General features: G+C 42.7%; 21 protein-coding genes. 1 reads left to right on the top strand and 20 read right to left on the bottom strand.

Features of this window, described 5'->3' with window-relative positions; genetic code table 11:
* Positions 1-160: 160 nt before the first annotated feature.
* The 11 genes from CEF17_RS05200 to dinG form a co-directional block, all read right to left on the bottom strand.
* Complete coding sequence (locus tag CEF17_RS05200; protein ID WP_100398585.1) at positions 161-3,745, bottom strand: dynamin family protein; 3,585 nt, start codon at positions 3,743-3,745, stop codon at positions 161-163.
* 134 nt (positions 3,746-3,879) lie between these two features.
* Positions 3,880-4,407 (bottom strand): YpoC family protein, encoded by a 528-nt coding sequence (locus CEF17_RS05195; protein ID WP_100398584.1) that lies wholly within the window; start codon positions 4,405-4,407, stop codon positions 3,880-3,882.
* Positions 4,404-5,063 (bottom strand): endonuclease III, encoded by a 660-nt coding sequence (nth, locus tag CEF17_RS05190; RefSeq protein ID WP_100398583.1) that lies wholly within the window; start codon positions 5,061-5,063, stop codon positions 4,404-4,406. Before nth ends, CEF17_RS05195 begins: the two co-directional genes overlap by 4 nt.
* 39 nt (positions 5,064-5,102) lie before the next feature.
* On the bottom strand, positions 5,103-5,804 hold the full coding sequence (locus CEF17_RS05185; RefSeq protein ID WP_100398582.1) for a DnaD domain-containing protein: 702 nt from the start codon (positions 5,802-5,804) through the stop codon (positions 5,103-5,105).
* A 303-nt stretch (positions 5,805-6,107) separates the two neighbouring features.
* Complete coding sequence (asnS, locus tag CEF17_RS05180; protein WP_100398581.1) at positions 6,108-7,397, bottom strand: asparagine--tRNA ligase; 1,290 nt, start codon at positions 7,395-7,397, stop codon at positions 6,108-6,110.
* A gap of 122 nt (positions 7,398-7,519) precedes the next feature.
* Complete coding sequence (locus tag CEF17_RS05175) at positions 7,520-8,704, bottom strand: pyridoxal phosphate-dependent aminotransferase (protein WP_100398580.1); 1,185 nt, start codon at positions 8,702-8,704, stop codon at positions 7,520-7,522.
* A gap of 173 nt (positions 8,705-8,877) precedes the next feature.
* Positions 8,878-9,363 (bottom strand): hypothetical protein, encoded by a 486-nt coding sequence (locus tag CEF17_RS05170; protein WP_100398579.1) that lies wholly within the window; start codon positions 9,361-9,363, stop codon positions 8,878-8,880.
* A 16-nt stretch (positions 9,364-9,379) separates the two neighbouring features.
* Positions 9,380-9,550: a YpmA family protein gene (locus CEF17_RS05165; RefSeq protein ID WP_083465308.1), complete on the bottom strand. Its 171-nt coding sequence runs from the start codon at positions 9,548-9,550 to the stop codon at positions 9,380-9,382.
* Between the two features lie 147 nt (positions 9,551-9,697).
* The gene (locus CEF17_RS05160) at positions 9,698-11,017 is read right to left on the bottom strand and encodes an amidohydrolase (RefSeq protein WP_100398578.1); all 1,320 of its coding nucleotides are present in this window, start codon (positions 11,015-11,017) and stop codon (positions 9,698-9,700) included.
* Between the two features lie 32 nt (positions 11,018-11,049).
* Entirely contained in the window at positions 11,050-11,907 is an 858-nt protein-coding gene (locus tag CEF17_RS05155) for a ComEC/Rec2 family competence protein (RefSeq protein WP_100398577.1), read from the bottom strand.
* 76 nt (positions 11,908-11,983) lie between these two features.
* Positions 11,984-14,800 (bottom strand): ATP-dependent DNA helicase DinG, encoded by a 2,817-nt coding sequence (gene dinG, locus CEF17_RS05150; RefSeq protein ID WP_100398576.1) that lies wholly within the window; start codon positions 14,798-14,800, stop codon positions 11,984-11,986.
* Between the two features lie 215 nt (positions 14,801-15,015).
* Between dinG and CEF17_RS19855 the strand changes: the two genes are divergently transcribed.
* A complete protein-coding gene (locus tag CEF17_RS19855) occupies positions 15,016-15,183 on the top strand; it encodes a hypothetical protein (RefSeq protein WP_157842930.1) in 168 nt (55 codons plus the stop codon).
* Here the strand turns inward: CEF17_RS19855 and panD are convergent.
* The 9 genes from panD to CEF17_RS05110 form a co-directional block, all read right to left on the bottom strand.
* On the bottom strand, positions 15,178-15,561 hold the full coding sequence (panD, locus tag CEF17_RS05145; protein ID WP_100398575.1) for an aspartate 1-decarboxylase: 384 nt from the start codon (positions 15,559-15,561) through the stop codon (positions 15,178-15,180). The two genes, CEF17_RS19855 and panD, sit on opposite strands and share 6 nt — an antisense overlap.
* Positions 15,562-15,580: 19 nt before the next feature.
* On the bottom strand, positions 15,581-16,450 hold the full coding sequence (gene panC, locus CEF17_RS05140) for a pantoate--beta-alanine ligase (RefSeq protein WP_100398574.1): 870 nt from the start codon (positions 16,448-16,450) through the stop codon (positions 15,581-15,583).
* Positions 16,450-17,286 (bottom strand): 3-methyl-2-oxobutanoate hydroxymethyltransferase, encoded by an 837-nt coding sequence (gene panB, locus CEF17_RS05135; protein WP_100398573.1) that lies wholly within the window; start codon positions 17,284-17,286, stop codon positions 16,450-16,452. The genes panC and panB overlap by 1 nt, the downstream gene beginning before the upstream one ends.
* Before the next feature lie 115 nt (positions 17,287-17,401).
* A complete protein-coding gene (locus CEF17_RS20295) occupies positions 17,402-17,572 on the bottom strand; it encodes a hypothetical protein (protein ID WP_198508886.1) in 171 nt (56 codons plus the stop codon).
* A gap of 16 nt (positions 17,573-17,588) precedes the next feature.
* Positions 17,589-18,593 (bottom strand): biotin--[acetyl-CoA-carboxylase] ligase, encoded by a 1,005-nt coding sequence (locus tag CEF17_RS05130; protein WP_442857428.1) that lies wholly within the window; start codon positions 18,591-18,593, stop codon positions 17,589-17,591.
* Positions 18,566-19,738, bottom strand: a complete 1,173-nt coding sequence (locus CEF17_RS05125; RefSeq protein ID WP_100398571.1) for a CCA tRNA nucleotidyltransferase — start codon at positions 19,736-19,738, stop codon at positions 18,566-18,568. The genes CEF17_RS05130 and CEF17_RS05125 overlap by 28 nt, the downstream gene beginning before the upstream one ends.
* Complete coding sequence (gene bshA, locus CEF17_RS05120) at positions 19,739-20,878, bottom strand: N-acetyl-alpha-D-glucosaminyl L-malate synthase BshA (RefSeq protein ID WP_100398570.1); 1,140 nt, start codon at positions 20,876-20,878, stop codon at positions 19,739-19,741.
* 2 nt (positions 20,879-20,880) lie between these two features.
* Positions 20,881-21,573 (bottom strand): bacillithiol biosynthesis deacetylase BshB1, encoded by a 693-nt coding sequence (gene bshB1 / locus CEF17_RS05115; protein WP_100398569.1) that lies wholly within the window; start codon positions 21,571-21,573, stop codon positions 20,881-20,883.
* On the bottom strand, positions 21,566-21,979 hold the full coding sequence (locus CEF17_RS05110; RefSeq protein ID WP_100398568.1) for a methylglyoxal synthase: 414 nt from the start codon (positions 21,977-21,979) through the stop codon (positions 21,566-21,568). The genes bshB1 and CEF17_RS05110 overlap by 8 nt, the downstream gene beginning before the upstream one ends.
* Position 21,980: the final 1 nt, after the last annotated feature.

Here is a 21,980-nt window from a genome sequence, read left to right as displayed (position 1 = left end):
TGATGATAAAACGGTTTACGGTGTTTTCGGGTTGTGGACGTTCTCAAGATTACCCTTCACTGCATATTTCATTTATTTTTTCCCCTTACTTTTCCTTTTTCATCAGTTATCCTTTCAGAAGGAAGATGCTGTGGCAGGCAACCATACCCTTTTATAATGATCATCTAAAAATAGATGTCAGTTTTTCCTTCTCAGCTTCAAGGGCAGGTTTCATGGAAGTATCCATCATCCAAGTAAGTCTTTCTTTTTCCTGATGCAGGCTTTCTTTTAAACGGTTTTGTCCATTCTTCTCCCACTGAGCTACCCTATCAATTAATTCTTCTTTTACTTTTGCTTCTACAGTAGCCAGTTTTGAAGCTGCTCCTTCCTTTCCATCCTCAATTAACGATTCTTTGAGGCGTTTAATTTCGTGGTTCTCAAAGAAGTCCTTTTTGGATTTCACATAAGGCGCATATTTCTCACGGTCTAAGGCTAAATAGGAAGGGTGCTCCAGGGAAATGGACTGTTCCTTCCATTCCTTATTACTGACTGATAAAAATGGAAGCTCTTTTCTCCATTGTTTCATCCATTCAGAAATTCCCTCTTCTCCTTCTCTTCTAAGCTTTTGTTCCAATCGGATCAAGGAAGCTTCTATTTCCTGCCTAAGGAATTGTTCTATAAACCCTTCAAATTCATAAATCGCCCCGTCGAGCTGGTTTCTCAGCTCTTTTTTGGTTGAGCCGTTAATGACCGCACTATTAATGACATGAGGAAAATAATCATTCATGACAAAGGCAGTTCTCTCTTTTAAATAAGCAAACTGCTGTTCTGATTCTCGAAGCACTTCTCCCTTGCCTTTTTGCAGTGAGAAATTTTCCGCCTCTTTCCCCAGCCTTTGTATCGTAGCTGTCTGCCCTGCAAGCTGTCTTTCTTTTTCTTCCTTGTCTCCTGCCATTCCTGAAAGAGTGTCATCAATTTTATTAAGAATTTCTTCAGCTTTTCCTTTAATAGATAATAGATTTAAGTGCTTTAGTTCTTCTATGGTATGCTCACGGAAATGATCTTCAAACATTCCGAATGATGATTGATCCAATACTTCCTTTTTCTGCTTTGCCTCCAGACCCTTTTTACTGGAAAGAGCAAATAAACGTGGCTCTTTTAAACCATTACCCTTCAGCTGTTCTTTCACATGATTCTTTACCCCGTTTAGTTCCTGGGGTGAATTTGCCAAATCAGATGCATTAATTATGAAATACAATTTATCTTGCTCAAAGGTTTCATTAACCTTGCCCATTTGCTGAAGAAAGTACTGGTCAGCCTTTGAGAAAGCATGATTATAATAAGTTAAATAGAAGATGGCATCTGATACTCTCATTTGCTCAAATGCAACGTTCGTATGACGCCCATGAATAGAGTTCACACCCGGGGTGTCTACCAGCTCTACTCCTCGCTTTGTCCATTCACAGTCATAATAGACAATGACTTCTTGAAGCAAACATGCTTTCTCTTCCTTAGCTACCAAATCATGCAGTTCCGGCAGCGGCATTGTCAGTTCTTCGCCCAGTTTCCAAGGTGATTGTTCCAAAGACCTTTTCAATGTTTTTAAATATTGAATATTTGTTCGTTTCCACGTTGAGGTGATATTTTTCTCAGATCTGTCCCATGACCTTAAGGTTTTTAACTGAACATCCTCTTCAAGCTCTCTGGCTACTTTTTTTATTTCATTATTTAAAAACTCTTCACTTTTGACAAACACTTTCACAGTACCATGAGAATGCTCTTTATCAGACTTTCTTACACGGTTCACAGTGGCTGTTGTAGGATGAGGCGAGACTGGAAGAACCGTATCGCCAAGAAGGGCATTACCGAAACTCGATTTCCCCGCACTAAATGCTCCAAATAAAGAAATGACAAAGGTTTGATTCTCATAGCGGGTGAGAAAATTCTCAAGCTGCCTTCTTTCAGAAGATAAGAATGATCTGTCTCTATACTCGCTTACATACGTACTGACCGGCTCAACCATCCAGGATAAATCTTCTTGAATGCGGGAGGTGAAGGTCGTTTCCTCTTCTTCCTGGTCAATTACACCTTCATCTGGCATAGTGACTTCAGAAAAAATATTATTATCTGCATCTGGCGCCCCTCGTTGGAGAAGATCCTTCAGCTTGTTTTCTAATGAAAAGATCGGATCATGTCTTCTAAGCCACTCATTGACAGCTTCTATTTCATTTTCAAAACCTTGTTGGACTTCCTCCCATGCTTGTTTTTCAAAATCAAGGCTGGCAGATTGTTGTAGCAGACCTTCGATTTCTCCCTTTTCGTTTTCATATGCTTTGCTGATTCCCTGCTCATACAGGGAAAAGAGCTCATCAGTTTTCTGTTTGACTGTTCTCACTATGTCAGATGTGATTTGCTTTGTGAACGTATAAACAAACTGACGATCCATCTGCTGTGTTGTCACATAAGGAGCAAACCATTGCTGATCCACTGTTATCTCTAATTCCTCAAGCTGCCTTTCATAATAGGCTTGATCAGGCAAGTCCTCCCTGCTTGCATTTGAGAGAAGATTCTTGATGTGAAAAAGAAGCTGAGTGTTGATTTTTTCATTCAGCTCTTCGGTGAGAGCCTGCAAGCGCTGGTTTCTTTCTTCTTCTGTTTTCTTTTTACTAAAGAACACCCCTACTTTAAATTGAGGATCCTGGCTTTCAAGCCAACTCCTTGCCTTTTCTGTAGTTGAGTACGGAAACAACGTTACATTTTCAAATAAGCTGTTTCTATCGTCATAAAGTTTTTTGATAGCCTGTTTCTTTTCTCCATCGAGAGTCTTCAGGCGATGTTCCCTGGATTTTTGTTTGCGAATAAGTTCAGGGTCGATATCATTTTCTTCGAGTCTTGCTTCCCATTCTTCCTTTGCTTCTTCTATTTCCTCTTCAATCCTAGACTTCAAAGCTTCTGCAGTTCCTGCTGCAAGCCTTGATAAACTTTCTGAAAGAATCTCCTCGCCCCGGTATAAAAGGGCTTTCATTTCCCTATTAAATACTTCAATTTGGTTTGCCGGATGATCCAAATCCTTCATGCTTGTGTAATAAATCGAGATAGGATGAATATTCCATCGATCAAGCATTGTCTTAATTGAATTCTCATAAGCATGGAGGCTTAATTCTTTCTCATCATGCTTATCTATTTGATTAATGACCAAAAAGATAGGCTTTTGTTCTGATGTCAGCTGGCGGAGAAAATGCAGGTTAGTCTCTGACTGGACATGGTTGTAGTCTGTTACATACACAATTACATCTGTCGTATATAATTGCTCAGCTGTTACCTGCTGGTGGGTAGGGTCTGTAGAATCTACCCCTGGCGTGTCCAGTAGGCGGACATTTTCTCCCAGAAAAGATAAAGGAGCTGTAATAGTTATTTGTTTGATTGCCGCTCCGTCCATGCCCCACTTACGCACATCACCCCATGGAATTTCTCCCTCCCAGCGCTCTGCAGAACTGTCAGGAGTTTCTGCTTCAAGGCCTAAGGGCCCTTGCTTAATGGTAATGATATTTGCACTGGTAGGGATAGGACTTGTCGGCAGTACTTCTGCCCCAAGAATATGGTTTAAAATTGTTGATTTTCCTGCTGAGAAATGGCCGCAGAACGCGACATCAAATGTCTCATTATTTTGTTTTTCTTTCAGCTGTTCCAGTCTAGCTTGGTTATCCTTACGAAAAGGAAGCTCTTGCTCTAAATGATGGATGAGATCCGTCTTTGTGATCGTCATTTCTTTTATACACCGTCCTTCACGCTTACTATAGCGAATTTTCTAACAAAAGACCAGTCTTTCATGGCATAAAAAAAACCTTCCTCTTTGGATGAAACTCTCCTATACAAAAAAAGACAGCTAAGCTGCCTTTTTCAGTTACTTTTCTTTGTTTTCAGCAAGGATACTTTAAATCGTTTTTCAAGTTCATCAAACATTTCCTTTAGCTGTACAAAAGAAGCATGATGATCTGGCGCCTCGAAAACAAAAGCTAATCTATCTTCTATATTAAAAGGCTTTACCTCAAGCCTTTTACTTTCTTTACTAAGAATACTCGGCTTCGCTGATGGCACCGGTTTTTCATTTGCCCACCACAGCGCACTGATCAGGTTTGCCAGTTGTTTAACCATGAGAGGCGAAGCTTCTGCCCTTTTTCGCTCTCTATATAAAGCTGCTAATTTTCCTCTTTCTTGTTTCCATTCTTGCAGGAGAAAAGATACGTATTTCTCCACCTCTGTCCATGGCTTAGAATCAACCGGTCTGTATATGAACCTTATTTCAGCATAGAAAGGGTATTTCCGGATGCCTTCTTCAATGGGGACAGACAATGAAATCAACTCAGTCACCGAGCTGGAATAAAAAGGGGCTTCACAATAAGGGGCAGGAACAGGTACATCATTCACGCTGTCCCCTCCTTTTTTTTCATCCGTTTCTTTCCTTCCCGGCATAGATCCAGGAGCGGACAAATATCACATTTCGGCGACTGGGCCTTACAATGGTACCTTCCAAAAAAGATTAAACGATGATGGGTCACAGACCATTGATCCTGAGGAATTTTTTTCATCAGTGTCTCTTCCACCTGAGTCACATTATCTTTCCACCTGCAGATCCCTAGTCGTTTAGAAACCCGTTCAACGTGGGTATCCACTGCAATTGCAGGGAAGTCAAATGCTACAGAGGATACAACGTTTGCTGTTTTTCTCCCGACACCAGCTAGCTTCATTAATTCATCCCTTGATTCTGGAACTTCACCATTATACTCTTCAACAAGGGATCGGCTCAGCTTTTTGATGTTTTTGGCTTTGTTTCGATAAAGCCCAATGGAACGTATATCCTGTTCAAGCTCTTCCTGTTCCACAGCCAAGTAATCTTCTGGTTCTTTATATTTAGCAAATAATGAAGGAGTAACCTTGTTTACAAGAGCATCCGTGCATTGAGCAGAAAGAACAACGGCTATTAATAATTCAAAAGGATTCGTATGGGTAAGTTCACATTCTGCTTCAGGAAACATTTCTCCGATGGTATTCAGAATCTCTTCCACCTGTTTTTTTGTCAGCATTTCCATTTACTCCTTTCTGCAGATTGCACCACCCATTCTTTAGGAATCAAGCCAGTTAAAACCGGGATAATGGGGGGTTTTCTCACGCTCCTGAACTGGTCGTCGATTTGTTTGGTACTTTCGGAATTTTTCTCCGTGCTTCCTTGCTTCCTCCACTGTTTTTACTCCGTTTTTTTGCCATTCGAACAAAATACGGTCTATGTAACGTAAATTAAGTTTTCCAGAGATCACCGCTTCTCTAAGGGCTGCATGAATAATTTCTTTTTCATATTGATCCTGCTCAAGCCACATGGCTATCGTTTCGCATTCCATTGGTGAAAGGGGCCTGCTGAATTCATGCTCAAACAACTCATACAGCTCTCTTTCAGCCGTCTCCTTCTCTTCCTGGCATCCTTCTTCTGTTTCCTGTGCGAACATAGTAAGAAGCTGATTATAGAGCGGGTCAAGAGAATACGTTTCAAACATTACCTGATTTTCGTCCTCTTGTTCTTCTATATGGAGAAATCCTCGCTTTATTAACCCACGAAGATGGCCGGCACATGCTTTTGCTTCCAGTGTCATTTTCGCAGCCAAGTCATCTGGAGTAGGAAACGCATGTCCCTCTTCCATATAACGATGTACATGGATAAGCACCATCATTTCTTCCTCTTTTAGACCGAGCGCTGCGTAATAATCTAAGAACAGCTTTGGTATCGAGATGTGTCCTGCTTTAAGCCATCCGATCAATTGTTTTCTTTCCATCCTTTTCCCTCCCCTGCCGTGGATCTTTCCAGATCCTGCTTTTGTATCAAAGAAACACCATGATTAGCTCTGTTCCTTGCATCCTGGACCAGTGCTCTTCCAGAAGGCTTCTCGCACGCGTTTCCTGCTAAATGACTTAATAAAAAACAACATAGGTCATTAACAGAGCTGATTTAAAATAAAATCCCCCGCATAACGGGGGTAAGGTCCTGGTATTTATACGATGATCATCTAAGCATCAGGTCATTGAGAGATCATTTTACCATTGATTATTAAAATAAAGTAGTCTTGATTTTTTTCCTTTTATGGATATAACCGATTTAAGAGACGTGGAAATGGAATGGTTTCCCGGACATGTTCCGTCCCTGAAATCCATGCAACTGTTCTTTCTAATCCAAGGCCAAATCCAGAATGAGGAACCGTACCGTATTTACGTAAATCTAAATACCAGCCGTACGCTTCTTCAGAAAGATTATGTTCGTTGTAGCGATCTTTCAGCAGTTCAAAATCATCAATTCTCTGGCTTCCGCCGATGATTTCACCATAGCCCTCAGGCGCTATAAGATCGGCACAAAGTACAACATCTTCCCGGTCAGGATCAGGTTTCATATAAAAAGCTTTGATATCTTTTGGATAATGAGTAATAAACACCGGTTTATCAAATTTTTCAGCAATGATTGTTTCATGAGGGGCACCAAAATCTTCTCCCCATTCAACCTCTTGGCCTTCTTTTTTCAAGATATCAATTGCCTCATCATACGTAATCCGTGGAAAAGGAGCACTAATTTGCTCCAGCTTGGATGTGTCACGCTCAAGAGCTTTGAGCTCCTGCCCGCAATTTTTAAGTACAGCCTGAACCACATAACTTACATATTGCTCCTGAATTTCAAGACTTTCTTCATGTTCAACAAAAGCCATTTCTGGTTCAATCATCCAAAACTCGATTAAATGACGACGAGTTTTGGACTTTTCTGCCCTGAAGGTCGGTCCAAAGGAAAACACGCGGTTAAAGGCCATGGCAGCCGCTTCCATGTACAGCTGTCCTGACTGAGACAAGAAGGCATCTTCATCGAAATACTTGGTGTGAAATAAATTAGTCGTTCCTTCTGCTGAATTTCCTGTCAAAATAGGAGGGTCAACCTTAATAAAACCTTCCTTATCAAAAAATTCATATGTTGCCTGGATAATTTCATGTCTAATCCGGAGTGTAGCATGCTGTTTTTTTGAACGAATCCACAGATGACGATTGTCCATTAAAAATTCCGTGCCATGCTCTTTTGGAGTAATAGGGTAATCTTCTGCTTGCTGGATCACTTCAATTCCTGTAACTGTCAATTCATATCCGGAAGGAGCACGGTCATCTTCTTGAATGACACCTTTTATATATAATGAACTTTCTTGTGTGATTTCCTTTGCTTTTTTAAACAACTCCTCGCCAACTTCACTTTTGACAACGACTCCTTGAATAAATCCTGTTCCATCGCGAAGCTGTAAAAAGGCAATTTTTCCACTGGAGCGTTTGTTTGCAAGCCAGCACCCAATCGTAACCTCATTACCTACGTGACTGCCTGCTTTTTTAATCGTCGTTTTCACGTTTTTGTCCCTCCTGTCGGTTCTCGGTTCACTTATCCACAAGCCTCATTATACATGGGCTTAAAAATGGAAGTCAACGACACCACAAAAGGACGGCTCTCTCTAAGAACCGTCCTTTTTGTTTACTGTTTTTTCTTTTCTATAAAGCGTCCAATACGTTCAATCGCTCCTTCTAATAAATCCAGTGAAGTAGCATAGGATAATCGTACGTTATCTGGTGAACCAAAGCCTGATCCAGGAACCAGCGCTACTTTCTCTTCTTCGAGAAGATCCTTTACCCACTCATCCACGTCATCATAGCCGTTCATTTTTGCAGCTTCCTTCACGTTAGGAAAAAGATAAAAGGCTCCTTTGGGTTTTACACACGTTACTCCCGGAAGCTCTACAAGCTTTTCATAAATCGTATTCAAGCGATCCTCAAAAGCTTTCCTCATGTTTTCTACAGAACCATCATCCTTCTCGTAGGCAGCAATGGCCCCGTACTGAGCATTGGCTGTCGGGTTGGATGTGGAATGACTGGCAAGGTTGGTCATTGCTATAATAATTTCTTTTCTCCCAGCTGCGTAGCCAATGCGCCAGCCAGTCATAGAGTGAGACTTAGAAACACCGTTTATAATAATCGTCTGTTCTTTCAGCTTCTCAGACAACTGAGCTACTGATGTATGTTCTGCTCCGCCATACACAAGCTTTTCATAAATTTCATCGGATACAATGAGTATATCGTTTTCCAAAGCTGCTTCTCCAACCGCTTTTAACTCCTCCGGCTCGTACATGGAGCCTGTAGGGTTGCTTGGAGAGTTCAGGATAAAAGCTTTAGTTTTGCTGGTTATAGCCTCTTGAAGCTGTTCAGGAGTTACTTTAAAGTCATTTTCTTCTTTACCTTCAATATAAACTGGCTTTCCTCCAGCAAGCTTGACCTGCTCCGGATAACTTACCCAGTAAGGAGTCGGGATAATTACTTCGTCTCCTTCATCTAAAAGAGTTTGAAACAGCGTATATAGGGCATGCTTTGCTCCGGTGCCCACAATAATTTCTTCAGAGCTGTAAGTAAGGTTTTGGTCTTGCTTAAATTTATGGGCGATCATTTCCTTTAATTTCGGCAGGCCCCCTGAAGGAGTGTATTTTGTATGTCCTTCCTCCATGGATTGAACAGCTGCTTTTATAATGTAATCAGGAGTGTTAAAGTCTGGTTCTCCAGCTCCCAGACCTATGACATCATGGCCCTGGGATTTTAATTCTTTCGCTTTTGCTGTGATTGCTAATGTTGAAGATGGTGTTAGTGTTGATACTCGCTTAGCTAATTTCATCTTATGGCCTCCTCTAGATTCCTTGCAAACGTCCATAACTTTATAAAAGGTTATTTTTCAGAAAAATCACCTAAAGATAAGTTTACGGAATGAGCGTGTTGAATTCAAGCTTCATCCCTTTTCCTCAAACAGAGCATAACAAGAAGGGAAGGCGCAGCAGCCTGTCAGCCCATTCAGGTTGACTCTTGCAGGCTGTACCGTTTAACGAAGGAGGCATCTTCAAAAGTAACGTAGTAATAATGAAATCTTCCTTCCTGACTGCGATACGTTATTTCATATACAGGCTGGTTTTGGTCATAGCCTAAACGCACCGAACGAATATCCACGCCTTCTTCCGCTTCCTCCACCATGGAACGCACCTGCCCTTTGGTTACTCCTTCACCAGCTGATCGGCGGTCAATCAGCTCCCACTCTTCATCATAAAATAATATCTCTTCTTCGCCTTCGTCATTGAAAGCTCTTGCTACCCTGTATTGTTCCTCGCCGTTGTAAATTTCTGCTTCTTCCACCGAAGTTATTCCATCTTCCCCCTGCGCAGCTTCTATTGTCCGGGTTTCCAGACTGGCCAGAGGGGAACGTGCACTTTGGTAAAAAAGAATACCTACAACAATAAGGGCCACGACAATTGCGACACCGAGAATCGCAACCAGATTCCGCATGCCCTTCACTTCCTTTCTATGTGCGGTATATTGTAAAGACCATCTGCTCTTTATCTTCTTCGTCCAATGCCAGCCCAAACATTAGATCTTCTTTTTTCAATGTCCGATTTAAAGAATCAACAATTTTGTAAAGGTCAGGAGTTGATTGAACCTTCACTGTCGATAATACCTCGATTTTGCTTTCCATGTTCATCCCTGCCTTCCTTTTGTTTCTGTCCCCATTTTGCATGCCTGCACCTTATCAGGGGAACTATAAAAACATACCCGTTAAGGGAGTGAATGAAAACAAACCCGCCCGTACCTCATTCATGCCTGCACCTGCCTATGGTGCAGGTTAATTTCGGTACAAACCGTTTAAACGACGGTACTGGTTATTTGCTTCATAAATAATCCTCTCTTCATCAAGGGTAATAAGCTCCTTATTACTCATTACGGCCCTTCCATTAACGAAAACGTCTGTTACATCCTGTCCAGAAGCTGAATAAACAAGATGAGAGACTCTATTCTCCACGGGCTGAAGATGAGGCTTTGAAGAATCCACTAATATAAAATCTGCCTCGTACCCTTCTTTTATTAAGCCGCTTTCAGTGAAACCTGCTGCCTGAGCTCCATGAATGGTCCCCATTTGCAGCGCTTCTCTGGCCGTAACCAGGGATGCATCATGAAAAAAGCCCTTTTGCAGTAAAGCAGCTGTCCTGACTTCCTGGAACATATCAAGGTTATTGTTGGATACAACACTGTCTGTCCCTATTGATAAATGAAGACCTTGCTTCATCATTTCTCCAACAGGCGCCACACCCGAACCAAGCTTTAGATTGCTAAGGGGGTTATGGCTGACTGAAACGTTCTTGTCTGTCATTAGTTTTATCTCATAAGAGTTTACATGAACCCCATGGGCAGCCAGAACCGGACTTTCAAAAAAGCCCAGGTCATCTAAATGTTCAACCGGTCGTTTTCCGTATTCTGCTTCATGGCGAGCGACTTCTTTTTTTGTTTCTGCTAAGTGAATGCTTAAAGGAAGGTTTTCAATGCTCGCTCTGTCTGCCACCGCCTCCAGAAAATCAGGAGTGCAGGTATAAGGAGCATGAGGGAACAAAAACCCCTTCAGCCTTTTCGATTCATGGCTTTCCCATCCTTTCGCAAGGACAGCAGCTTCATGTAGCTTGTCTTTTAACTCCTGAGGAGTAAATCCAAGGGCAATCATGCCTCTTGATAAGGCACCCTTTAAGCCTGCTTCCACCACTGCTTCCGCAACGGTATCCATATGTAAATGATACATGTCTAAAAATCCTACGGTGCCTGAACGGATCATTTCCACCAGGGCAAGAGAAGTTCCTGCATTGATCATGTCCTTATCTAAAAACTTTTCCCGTGGCCACACTTCCTCTTTCAGCCACTGATCAAGGGGTAAATCATCAGCCGCTCCCCTTAAAATGGACATAGGGGTGTGACAATGAGTATTAAAAAAACCAGGGAGCAGCCATTTTCCTTTTGCATCTTTTATATTTACAGCCTTCTCTTTCAGTGCCAAAGGAGGGGGGCCTTCACTCACTTGGATGAATCTCCCCTCATGAATCAGCACAAAACCATTGTCGATCATCTCTTCGTTGTCCAGAGTGATTACCGCTGCATTCTGGATTAACAAATCATACATCTTATCTGCCCCTTACTCCTTCAGATATAATCCTATTTCCTGGAGATTAATGTGAACCATTCATTTTTTTCTTTGTTCCATTTAAAAGAGATAGTACCGTGCTTGCCTGTTTGGTACACATCAATCCAGGCATCATTCAGCCGTTCCAATAACCCTTTGTCCGCCCGGTCTCCACCCAAGAGAAAAACGATTGCTATCTGGGGATCCACATGGTCCAGGAACATAAGATTGGCTCCAAAATGACTCCCGAAATCTCCTACTTTCAAAAACGTTGATTTAATTCTGGGATGATCTGTCAGCGCTTCTTCTACTTCTTCCTTTGCTGTCCCCATGTATAAAAGACTTTCTCTGCCGTAGGAAAATTTAAGAACGAGCGCGCCCTCCTCATCTTCTCCCGCAAAAAGAACCTCGGTTTCCATCCCACTTGCAGGGAAATTCACTTTCCCTTCCTCCCAATATATCACTTTGGATGAAAGTGCCGGAAACCGGTCTGCAATCATTTCAGAAGATTTCCGGCTTCCAATAATGGTGTCTATGCCGTATTGGGCGGAAAGCCAGTCTGTGTTAGCTGTATAAGCCTCATCCTCATTTGTAAGTACCAGAGCATCAATCGCATACACATCAAAGGCCTGAAGACTTTCTTCAAGCTTTGGCCTGCTTCTTTGCCCCCCGGTGTTTATAAGGACATTTTCTCCTGCACCTGATTGAAGAAGGGTAGCCTCTCCGTCGGGCAAATCCATAAAGGTTATTAAGAATTCATCAGCTTCTAGATGGATGTCCATTTCTAAGGCAGGACTTGCCTCAGTGCTGGCAGGATAACTTTCCTGACACCCCGTCAAACCAAGCTGCAAAAAGCAAAACAAACAGACATATAGCAATACATCACGCACCTGTGTCGCTCCCCTTCCTTATAAAGAGCCTCCTGAACCTTCCTTAGTGTACGTGATTTCATAGCAGCTTATGAACTTACTCATTTAAAAAACGATCAATTTCATTTAATACTTCGTCCATTGGTTTCTGAATGACCGGTACCTTGGGAAGAGACCTTATAAAATCTTTGCCATAGGATGATTGCAGCAGCCTTTTATCAAGGACCACCACCACACCTTTATCGTTTTCCTGGCGTATCAGGCGTCCGAACCCCTGTTTAAATCTCAGCACAGCTTGTGGAAGAGACAATTCAGAAAATGGATTTTTTCCCTCTGCTTTCACTTTTTCAGATTTAGCCTGCAAAACAGGCTCGTCAGGAGGAGAAAAGGGCAGGCGCACGATTACAAGGCAGCTTAAAGCGTCACCTGGAATATCAACACCCTCCCAAAAAGTGCTTGTTCCTAAGAGAATAGACCTTTCATGCTGTCTAAATGTCTTCATGAGCTTTGTTCGGCTTCCTGTTTTCACCCCTTGGCCAATCAGGACAAAATCACCTTCATCATCCCATTCTCGCAACAACCTGTAAGTTTTCCTGAGCATGTCGAACGATGTAAATAATACGAGCATACGGCCTTGCGTAATAGATGCACTATGATAAATAAACTCTGCTGTTTGCTCAATAAAAGCTTTTTCATCAGCCCTTTTAATGCTGCCCATATCCTCTGGTATTAACAATTTGGCCTGTCTTTGGTAGTTAAAGGGAGAGGGAACAGATAAGGTTTCAACTCCAAAGTCATCAAGGCCTAAACGTTTTTTTATAAACCGAAAAGAATTTTTAACGGTCAAGGTTGCCGAAGTCATAATTACGCTGTCTTTTTTTGCAAAAAGTTTATCAGCCAGAAGTTCGGAGACATCGATTGGACGGGCATACAAATACGTGGCATTTTGAGCGCCTTTGCTTTCTGCTTCCATCCAATACACCATATTAGGATCTTCTTCAAGGAGCAATTTTTCAAGCATGGTTCCTTCTGCCAGCAAGTCTCTTACTGCTGATAAAAAATCTGAGAAAATCCCCCGTTCTTGAAAGGAGAGGAGCTCTTGATCTATATGATCACCGACTTCAAGAAGCTTCTTTCCCTCTTCTTCAAGAAGCATAACCACTCTTTTGGCTCCTTCCTGGATAGCCGACAATCCCTTTTCCTCTGATGGGGAAAAACGTATGGAAAGCCTTCCTACTTCAGAGCTTCCTCGTTTGGAGCGGCCCAGACAAAAACCATGAAGCATTCGAAAGAGCTCATCTATTTCAAATTTCAAATCAGCCAGTTTTTCAGTTCTTGCCTTTACCCATCCCTGCTCTTTTATCGGGGGACCGTCAGGAATAATGGCTACACTTTGAGCAAGAAGGCCCTCATTATCCATTGTTCCAAGGCGATGAATAAGATGAGTGAACCTGGTGTAATCTGTTTCAATTCCCAGGTGCTGGCTTGCCAGCTGCTCTAAATGATGGGCTTCGTCAATTACAGCATGCCGGTAACCAGGCAATAGAGACTGGTCATGTACCATGTCCGTAAACAACAAAGCATGGTTAGTTACCACGATATCTCCATGAAAAGCCCTTTCTCTTGCCTGTTGATAAAAGCAGCGTGAAAACCATGGGCAGGAAGGACCCGTACATGATTCCCCGTCGCTCTTCACTTGATCCCAGAATCTCCGTGAAGCTCCACCCACAAGGTTAAGTTCTTCAACATCCCCATATTCTGTTTCTGTAAGCCAGACGAGAAGCTGTCCCAGTGCCAAAGCCTGCTCATAATGTTCGGGCTGTTCATCAAGAAGCTGTTCAAACTTCCGCAAACATAAGTAATGACTTCTGCCTTTTAACAGGGAAACATCAAAGGTATAAGGGAGAGCTTTTTGCAGAAGGGGGATCTCCTGAGCCATCAGCTGGTCCTGCAGCGTGATCGTTTGCGTCGACACAATTACAGGACGGTTCGTTTGCTTGGCAAATTCCACGGCAGGAAGCAGGTAAGCCAGTGACTTTCCTGTTCCTGTACCTGCTTCTACAAGTAAATGGCTGTTCTGATTAAAAGCATCATGTATTGAAGCTGCCATATCTTCCTGTCCGGAACGATATTCATATTTTTTCATCGAACGAGCCAGGTGCCCTTCTTGCTTGAAAAATTCATTGCTGTTTATTCTCTGTTCCCCATCTGGCTGTTTTTGACTTCTCTTTTGAAAGGGAGTCTTCCTTTTAAGAGCTATTTGGCGATAGACTTCAATATGAGCCGGGTCTTCAGCATCTGCTTTCACTTTTTCTCTGAGAGCACTTTGAATGATAGGCTCAATCTCGCTTTCCAGGTGTTTTGATAATGGAAGCATACGGTGCAGCGTAGCTGCTGGCAGCTCTTCAAGCTTTTTCTTCAGTTTCATCCAGATAATAGCTGTAACTTCTGCATCACTGTCCGCCTGATGAGGGCGGTCATGAACCACAGAAAAGGTTTCTGCGAGCTGATTCAGCTGATAGCTTGCTTCTGTCGGGTAAAGAAGGCGGGCGCATTCAACGGTATCTATCACCGGGCCGCCAAATGGCTCATAACCTGCCCTTTCTAATTCCCCATTAATGAAAGAGAGATCAAAAGGAACGTTATGGGCGACAAAATAGGAACCTTCCAAAAACGTAAGGAGTCTCGGCACCTGTTCTTCAAATAATGGAGCGTCAGCCACATCATTATCATTGATACCAGTTAGCTGCTGTATGAAGGAAGGAATGCTGTGCCCCGGGTTAAAAAAAGAAGAGTAGGAATCAACAATTACTTCGTTTTCTACAGCGACTGCACCGATTTGAATAATCCTGTCTCCTTTTTTGGGAGCATTTCCAGTTGTTTCTACATCTATAATTACGTATCTTTCAGTCATTTTTTCACCCCTGCTGCCTTTCACGATGGCTTAAAACTATAGGTGCATTTTTCCACACTCATTTATTATAACAGATTAAAAACATGGATTATCTCTGTACCGTTACCAACTTATATTTCTCCTATCAGGTAAAGCACCAATTAAGTATATGTTACGAAGCAGGGTCCTTATTTTTCGGAAGGTTTCCACAAGGGAGGACTGAAGAAGGCACATGTATGTCAGGATCCGGCGGCCTGCGGCCAAGTATAGTAAAAAATATGGGGATTGTAATGAACGATCCCACTCCTGCTGTAAAACATACAAACAAACGAGCTGGAGTGAACCCTTCCAGCTCGCTTAACGAGGAGTCGAGACTTTTAAGACAACCGCCTCTCCTATTATAAAATTGTATGTGCAGGTTCTGTTGCCATTAATGTCTCAATTTCATTCTTATCATTCATTATGGCTACTTTTGGTTCAAACTTTTCCAAGTTTTTCTCTTCGACCATCGCATAAGCAATTACAATGATAAGATCCCCGGGCTGAACTAGACGGGCAGCTGCTCCATTTAAGCAAAACACTCCGCTGCCTCTTTCGCCAGCGATCACATACGTTTCCAGCCGTGCGCCATTATTATTGTTTACCACTTGAACCTTTTCGTTTTCAATAATGTTTACAGCATCTAATATATCCTGGTCAATCGTTATACTTCCTACGTAGTTCAAATCCGCTTCAGTGACAGTTGCACGATGAATTTTCGACTTCATCATAGTTCGAAACATATTCTTTCCCCCAATAAATTTAATAGGCGGCAGCAGCTTTGCGGCTGGCCTCTAATGTTATATTGTCAATCAGGCGAGCTTTCTCAAAACGCAGAGCCGCAGCTATAATTACTCTGCCCTCTATCGACTCAACAGGCTTTAAATCCGGATAAGAGAGAAGCTCAACATAATCTATTTCTCCGTCTGTTTTGGCCTCAATCATATCCTTTACTTTTTCAATGACCTTCTCCGGCCGATCTTCCCCTTCGTTTATCAATGCTGCTCCCTGAACAAGACTCTCATACAAGGCAGGGGCCTGACGCCTCTCTTTTTCAGAAAGATACACATTTCTTGAACTTTTGGCGAGTCCGTCGTTTTCCCTTATTGTTTCACACGGCACGACCGTCACAGGGATGTTTAAGTCACTGACCATCTTTTCGATGACTGCTACTTGCTGAGCATCTTTCATACCAAAATAAATACGAGACGGCTCTACCATATGAAGGAGTTTCAATACGACAGTCGCCACCCCATCAAAATGACCCGGACGATGCCTGCCGCATAAAACGTCTGTCCCCTCCTTTACCTGCACTGTGACAGAAAGGGGAGAAGGATACATCTCCTTCGTATCGGGGCAAAACAGTATATCTACACCCCGTTCCACTGCCAATTTCTTATCTCTTTCAATGTCTCTTGGATAGCGGTCAAAATCCTCATTAGGACCGAATTGAAGAGGGTTAACAAAAATACTCATCACCACGGTGCCGTTTTCCTGGCAGGCTCGATCCACCAGCCGTAAATGTGCTTCATGCAAATATCCCATTGTAGGAACAAAACCAATCTCATGTCCTTCGTTTTTCTTGCGGGAAAGTTCTGTTTTAAGCTCCGCGATTGTTCGTACGACCCGCACTACTTCACACCCCCGTAAAAGCTTTTCAGCTGTTCTTCTTTCATCGTAAAGGTGTGCTGTTCTTCGGGGAAGCTCTGTTCTTTCACTTCGTTTACATACTCTGCGATGGCTTTTTCAATGATAGAATCCACATCACTGTATTGTTTCACAAACTTTGGCACAAACCCATTACCGTAACCAATGACATCGTGATAAACAAGCACCTGTCCGTCTGTGTCTTTTCCAGCTCCTATACCAATGACAGGGATAGAAAGTTGTTTTGAAACCAGCTCAGCAAGCTGCTTTGGAACGCACTCTAATACAATTGAAAAAGCTCCAGCATTTTCAATTTCTTTTGCCTCTTCAAGCAATGCATGGGCTGCCTCATCACTTTTCCCCTGTACTTTGTAGCCGCCTAGGACTCCCACAGACTGCGGGGTCAGGCCCAAGTGAGCCATGACAGGAACCCCGCCGGATGTTAAAGCGGAAATACTCTCGACAACGTTCCCGGCCCCTTCCATTTTTACCGCATGGGCTCCGCCTTCCTGAATAAGGCGTCTTGCATTCTGAACAGTTTCTTTTGTTCCTTCGTGATAGGTTAAAAAAGGCATATCTGTTACTACAAAGGTATCCGGCGCTCCGCGGCGGACGGCCTTCGTATGCAAAATCATATCCTCCAATGTAACTGGCACAGTAGAATCATAGCCATGGACTACCATACCTGCTGAATCACCGACAAGAATAAGGTCAACCCCCGCTTGTTCTGCACCCCTTGCAGAAGGCGCATCATAGGCAGTCATCATTGCAATCTTTTCGCCGGATGATTTCATTTTCTGAAAACCAGAAGTTGTTTTCACTACTCTTCTCCTCCTTTTTTAGCAGAGAAGATACAAAAGAAACCACAGAATGGAGTAACCACAAAAATTCCTTCTCCCTGGGGAAGAAGGATTTATACCATTTAAGCAGGACAAACTAAACCTGCTCGAGCAGATCACTCTGATAAACGGTTTCTTGCATCCCTCTGTCCCTGTCCTCGTAATGTTGGATCAAGGCAGACATAATAATAAAAATGCTCTGAATAGTGCTGGCACAGCCAGCTGTCATGATAGGCCAGTGCAATTCACTTGGATATTGCCTGTCCATTGATTATACCAAAATTTTAATTGGTATCGTTGTTAAATTCAATATCTGCACTGTAAATATATTTTATTTCACCGTCTTCTTTTTCCAGGATGAGTACACCGTCATCGGTTATTCCCTTTGCCGTTCCATATTCTGCTCCTTGAACGGTGCGAGCTGTGATTTTTTTGCCAAAAGAAATAGCAAGGGCCTCCCATCGTCTGCGCACACGATCAAATCCATCGTGCAAAAAGTACTGATACCAATATTCATACCTTTTGAGCACTGAAGTCAATACATCAGCCCTGTGAAAAGTTGTCCCTTTTTCAATAGCCAGAGATGTGGCGATAGATTGAAGGTCTTCGGGAAGGCTGCTTTTTTCCTGATTCACGTTAATGCCCACTCCTACAATGACAGCTTGTACTCTGTCTGGTTCTGACTGCATTTCTGTGAGTATGCCAGCTATTTTTTTTCCTTGTACCAAAAGGTCATTAGGCCATTTAATTTCTGCTTTTACACCAGTTGCTTCCTCAATTCCTTCAATGACAGCTACTGCTGTCAGCAAAGTAAGCTGGGGCGCTTGCTGGGGAGGAATATCCGGTCGCAGCAACAGACTGAACCAGAGGCCTGTCCCTGACGGCGAAAACCATTCTCTGCCAAGCCTTCCTTTTCCTTTTGTTTGTTCATCAGCCACAATCACTGTTCCTTCCGCCGCTCCGTCCCTTGCCAATTTGTGAGCGACTTCCTGGGTGGAGGGTACAGACTTTTCATAATGAACATGAGCTCCCATGATAGAGGTTGTCAGTCGTGAAGAAATTTCTTCCGCACTTACTGTGTCCGGTGTAAAAAGGAGACGATACCCTTTTCGAGGGACCGCCTCTAGTTCGTACCCGCTTTTTCTCAATTCTTCGATATGCTTCCACACAGCTGTTCTTGATATTCCCAGCTGCTCGCTGATATACTGCCCGGATATAAACTCATTCCCAGCTTCTGTAAGTACTTGAATTAGTTTGCCTCTCACGGATCCATCTGCTCCTTTATCCAAATTATAAGGTCTTCTTTACAGTTTTTCACTTTGTTATTTATCACGGCTGTTTCCAGTTCCTTTAGACATTCACTTATCCAGGGCCCTGGTGTTCTTTCAAGCGCTTCTGCAAGTTCACTGCCATTAACAGACAAATCTTCCCGAGAAGCAATAGGGAAGCTGTCAAACCTGGCATGTAATTCTTCTTTGCTCCAGGCATCATTTTTCTTAAAGAACACACCATAAAGTTCCTCGGCAGCCAGTGCCGCAGTCTTCCCTGCCCTGTACAAGTCTTCGTTCGTCCATTCATTAGCCTTTCTCCAGCAGCTCCAAAACATCACTTGTTTGACCTTTTTTTGCAGCGAATTAGATCGCTTCCACTTCTTTAAACGAAAACCAGGTTCCCTTTCATTCATTAAAAGTAAAAATGCAGCCCAGCACTGGACTTCCCCCTCTACCCTTACTACTGGCTCCCAAGAGTCGGGGATCTCCCAGTTTTCAGGAAACAAGTCTTTCCTTAGAGAAGTCAGGGGCAAACAAGTAAAAAATTCATTCAGAGCTCGCTGGCTGTAAGGACCTGTGAGAATTTTAACCCATTCACTGCCTATACGCTCTGCTGCTGTGTTGTCCAATTCTTTTGCTAAGGAGCGTATCGCGTTTTTTGTTTGTGGTTCAATGAGAAAATCATATTGGGCAATGAAGCGAAAGGCACGTATCATCCTCAAAGGGTCATCGAGTATACGTGCATTAGGATCTTTGACTCCTCGTATAAGTCCCCTTTCAATATCCTTTTTTCCCCCGAAAGGGTCAATGACAAGTTCATCCGCAGTTAAAGCCATAGCGTTCATTGTAAAATCTCTTTTTTCTAAATCGGCTGATAATGTGCTGCTTTCATCATTCTTTCCCCGAAACGTTGTCACTTCATAGGGTAAGCCACGGTGCAACACTAAAATGGTTCCATGTTTTTTTCCCAGAGCTGCCGTTTTCGGGTACATTCTTTCAATTTCTGCTGGCCGGGCATCTGTCGCAATATCAATATCATTTACTGGTACATTTAGAAAGTAGTCGCGTACTGCTCCCCCAACAATATAACCTTCAAAACCGTGAAGCTTTATTTCACTCAATAATTCCTTTGCACCTCTCCAAATATCTTGCTGGCGGGTCATTTAATTTTCCTCATTTTCTAGTGCTGTTTTGTAAATTGATTCATATTGCTCCACAATGGAAAACGATGAAAACTGCTGCTGCGCCCTTTCCTTTGAAAAAACCGACAGCTTCCTGTATAAGCTTTCACTTTCTAAAAGCTCGACAGCTTTTTCACCTGCTGTCACAGGATCTTCTGCCGGAGTGATAAAACCTGTTTCTCCATCGAGAACTACTTCCGGTATTCCACCGACCGCTGTGCCGATAACAGGAACTCCACAAGCCATCGCTTCTAAAGCTGCGAGGCCAAAGCTTTCTTTTTCAGATAACAGAAACATGACATCAGAAATAGACAACAGGTCTGCTATATGTTTTTGGTTGCCTAAAAATTTAACTCTATCTTCAATACCGAGTTTTCTGGAAACTTCTGCCGCCTTGTTTTTTTCCGGCCCGTCTCCTACCATTAAAAGCCTGGCTTCCATTTGCGAGGCCACGACTGAGAATGCTTCGACTACATCTGTTATCCTTTTGACCGGACGAAAGTTGGAAACGTGGATAATCACTTTTTCCCCTTCCTTTATTCCGTATGCCTCCCGTAAACCTGGTACTTCTTTTTCCTGATACACACGCTCGTCAATAAAGTTGTACACTGTTTCTATAGCTCTGTCCGTATGAAACATTTCCCTGGTCTGCTTTACCAGAGCGGATGAGACAGCTGTAACCACATCAGAGCGGTTAATTCCGTATTTGATAATTTCTTTTAAAGAAGGATCATACCCTAAAACCGTAATATCTGTACCATGCAGAGTCGTGATAATTTTAACATCCTGCTCGGTCATATCCTTGGCAAGCAGAGCACAAACTGCGTGAGGGACTGCATAATGGACATGAAGAATATCAAGGTCCTCCTCATTAATTACTTCTGCCATTTTACTTGCCAGCGTCAAAGAATAAGGAGGGTATTTAAACACTTCATATTGGTTTACTTCTACTTCATGATAATAGATGTTTGAATACACTTTATTTAATCGAAAAGGAAGGCTAGAAGAAATAAAATGGATTTCATGGCCCTTTTCAGCTAACAATTTTCCCAATTCAGTTGCAATTACCCCTGAGCCTCCGACACTTGGATAACAGGTAATTCCTATTTTCAATTTTCTCATGGCTATACTCCTAATAGATTGTCAATAAGAAGAGGGCTGTCTTTTATGAATGCTTCTGCATACCCCACACCTGCTTGTTTGCCAAAAACATATTCCCGGGCACGAACCCCTTCCACATATCCATTCGTCAACGGGGTTTCTATTGTTCCTTCTCGTCTTTCAAACTGGCTTTTATAGCAGGAAAGGGCATTAATCTTTTTCTCTATGTAAGCTGATATATCCACATAAAAGTCCGCTTCCTGGATACCGTTTATCATGTAAAAATGCAAAGCATCCACTTTATGAGCTTCGGTGTGAAAGGCTTGATATTTTTTGATTTTGGCGTTAAAGACTGCTTCCTTTACGATCTTTCCGCACATGCCGTGATCAGGATGCCGATCAGGCATAGGAGCAAATACCACCTTAGGCTTTACAGCTCGAATTAAAGCCACGAGTTCTGTAAAATCCTCTCCTTCTGTATGCAATGATCGATCATTAAATTCAAGCTGATACCTTTGTACGCCCAACACCTCAGCAGCCTCTCTTGCTTCCTGCTGTCGTTCTTCCACTGTACCATTTGATGACAGCTCTCCTTTGGTAAGAGAGCAAAGGGCCACCTTTGCTCCATTCACCACATGTTTTGCAAGGGTCCCTCCCATACCGATTTCTACATCGTCCGGGTGGGCTCCGACGGCTAATATATCAGCTCTATTCATTACGGGCTCCTCCAGCAATATCTTGTCTAGAGGGGATCAGCCCCTCATGAAGGGCTTTTATCATTACTCTGGCACTAACTGGATTTGTGGCAGCAGGCACGTTATGCACATCACATAAACGCAACAAGGCTGAAATATCCGGTTCATGGGGCTGGGCCATTAAAGGATCGCGGAAAAAAATAACCAAATCAATATCATTACTTGCTACAAGCGAGCCAATTTGCTGGTCTCCTCCAAGAGGCCCAGATAAAAAGCGAGTGATATCCAGATTCGCAGCTTCTGTAATTCTCTTTCCTGTAGTTCCTGTTGCATAAAGTTTGTGATCTTTTAATGTCTCTTTTGCTTCTATAGTAAATGTGACCATATCCTGCTTCTTTTGATCATGAGCAATCAAAGCTATATTCATC

This window comes from Bacillus sp. FJAT-44742, from assembly GCF_002797315.1.
Classification (GTDB): Bacteria; Bacillota; Bacilli; order Bacillales; family Marinococcaceae; genus Thalassorhabdus; species Thalassorhabdus alkalitolerans.
The sequence above is the reverse complement of the archived record's forward strand: the minus strand, read 5'-3'. Positions and strand labels throughout refer to the sequence as shown.

Coding starts and splice junctions, on each gene's coding strand:
- CEF17_RS05165 (WP_083465308.1), bottom strand. CDS start 9,550: ATGGAAAGCAAAATCGAGGTATTATCGACAGTGAAGGTTCAATCAACT.
- CEF17_RS19855 (WP_157842930.1), top strand. CDS start 15,016: ATGTCAGGATCCGGCGGCCTGCGGCCAAGTATAGTAAAAAATATGGGG.
- CEF17_RS05160 (WP_100398578.1), bottom strand. CDS start 11,017: ATGTATGATTTGTTAATCCAGAATGCAGCGGTAATCACTCTGGACAAC.
- CEF17_RS20295 (WP_198508886.1), bottom strand. CDS start 17,572: ATGGACAGGCAATATCCAAGTGAATTGCACTGGCCTATCATGACAGCT.
- CEF17_RS05110 (WP_100398568.1), bottom strand. CDS start 21,979: ATGAATATAGCTTTGATTGCTCATGATCAAAAGAAGCAGGATATGGTC.
- panD (WP_100398575.1), bottom strand. CDS start 15,561: ATGTTTCGAACTATGATGAAGTCGAAAATTCATCGTGCAACTGTCACT.
- CEF17_RS05125 (WP_100398571.1), bottom strand. CDS start 19,738: ATGACCCGCCAGCAAGATATTTGGAGAGGTGCAAAGGAATTATTGAGT.
- CEF17_RS05170 (WP_100398579.1), bottom strand. CDS start 9,363: ATGCGGAATCTGGTTGCGATTCTCGGTGTCGCAATTGTCGTGGCCCTT.
- bshA (WP_100398570.1), bottom strand. CDS start 20,878: ATGAGAAAATTGAAAATAGGAATTACCTGTTATCCAAGTGTCGGAGGC.
- CEF17_RS05175 (WP_100398580.1), bottom strand. CDS start 8,704: ATGAAATTAGCTAAGCGAGTATCAACACTAACACCATCTTCAACATTA.
- CEF17_RS05185 (WP_100398582.1), bottom strand. CDS start 5,804: ATGGAAAGAAAACAATTGATCGGATGGCTTAAAGCAGGACACATCTCG.
- CEF17_RS05200 (WP_100398585.1), bottom strand. CDS start 3,745: ATGACGATCACAAAGACGGATCTCATCCATCATTTAGAGCAAGAGCTT.
- dinG (WP_100398576.1), bottom strand. CDS start 14,800: ATGACTGAAAGATACGTAATTATAGATGTAGAAACAACTGGAAATGCT.
- nth (WP_100398583.1), bottom strand. CDS start 5,063: ATGCTGACAAAAAAACAGGTGGAAGAGATTCTGAATACCATCGGAGAA.
- bshB1 (WP_100398569.1), bottom strand. CDS start 21,573: ATGAATAGAGCTGATATATTAGCCGTCGGAGCCCACCCGGACGATGTA.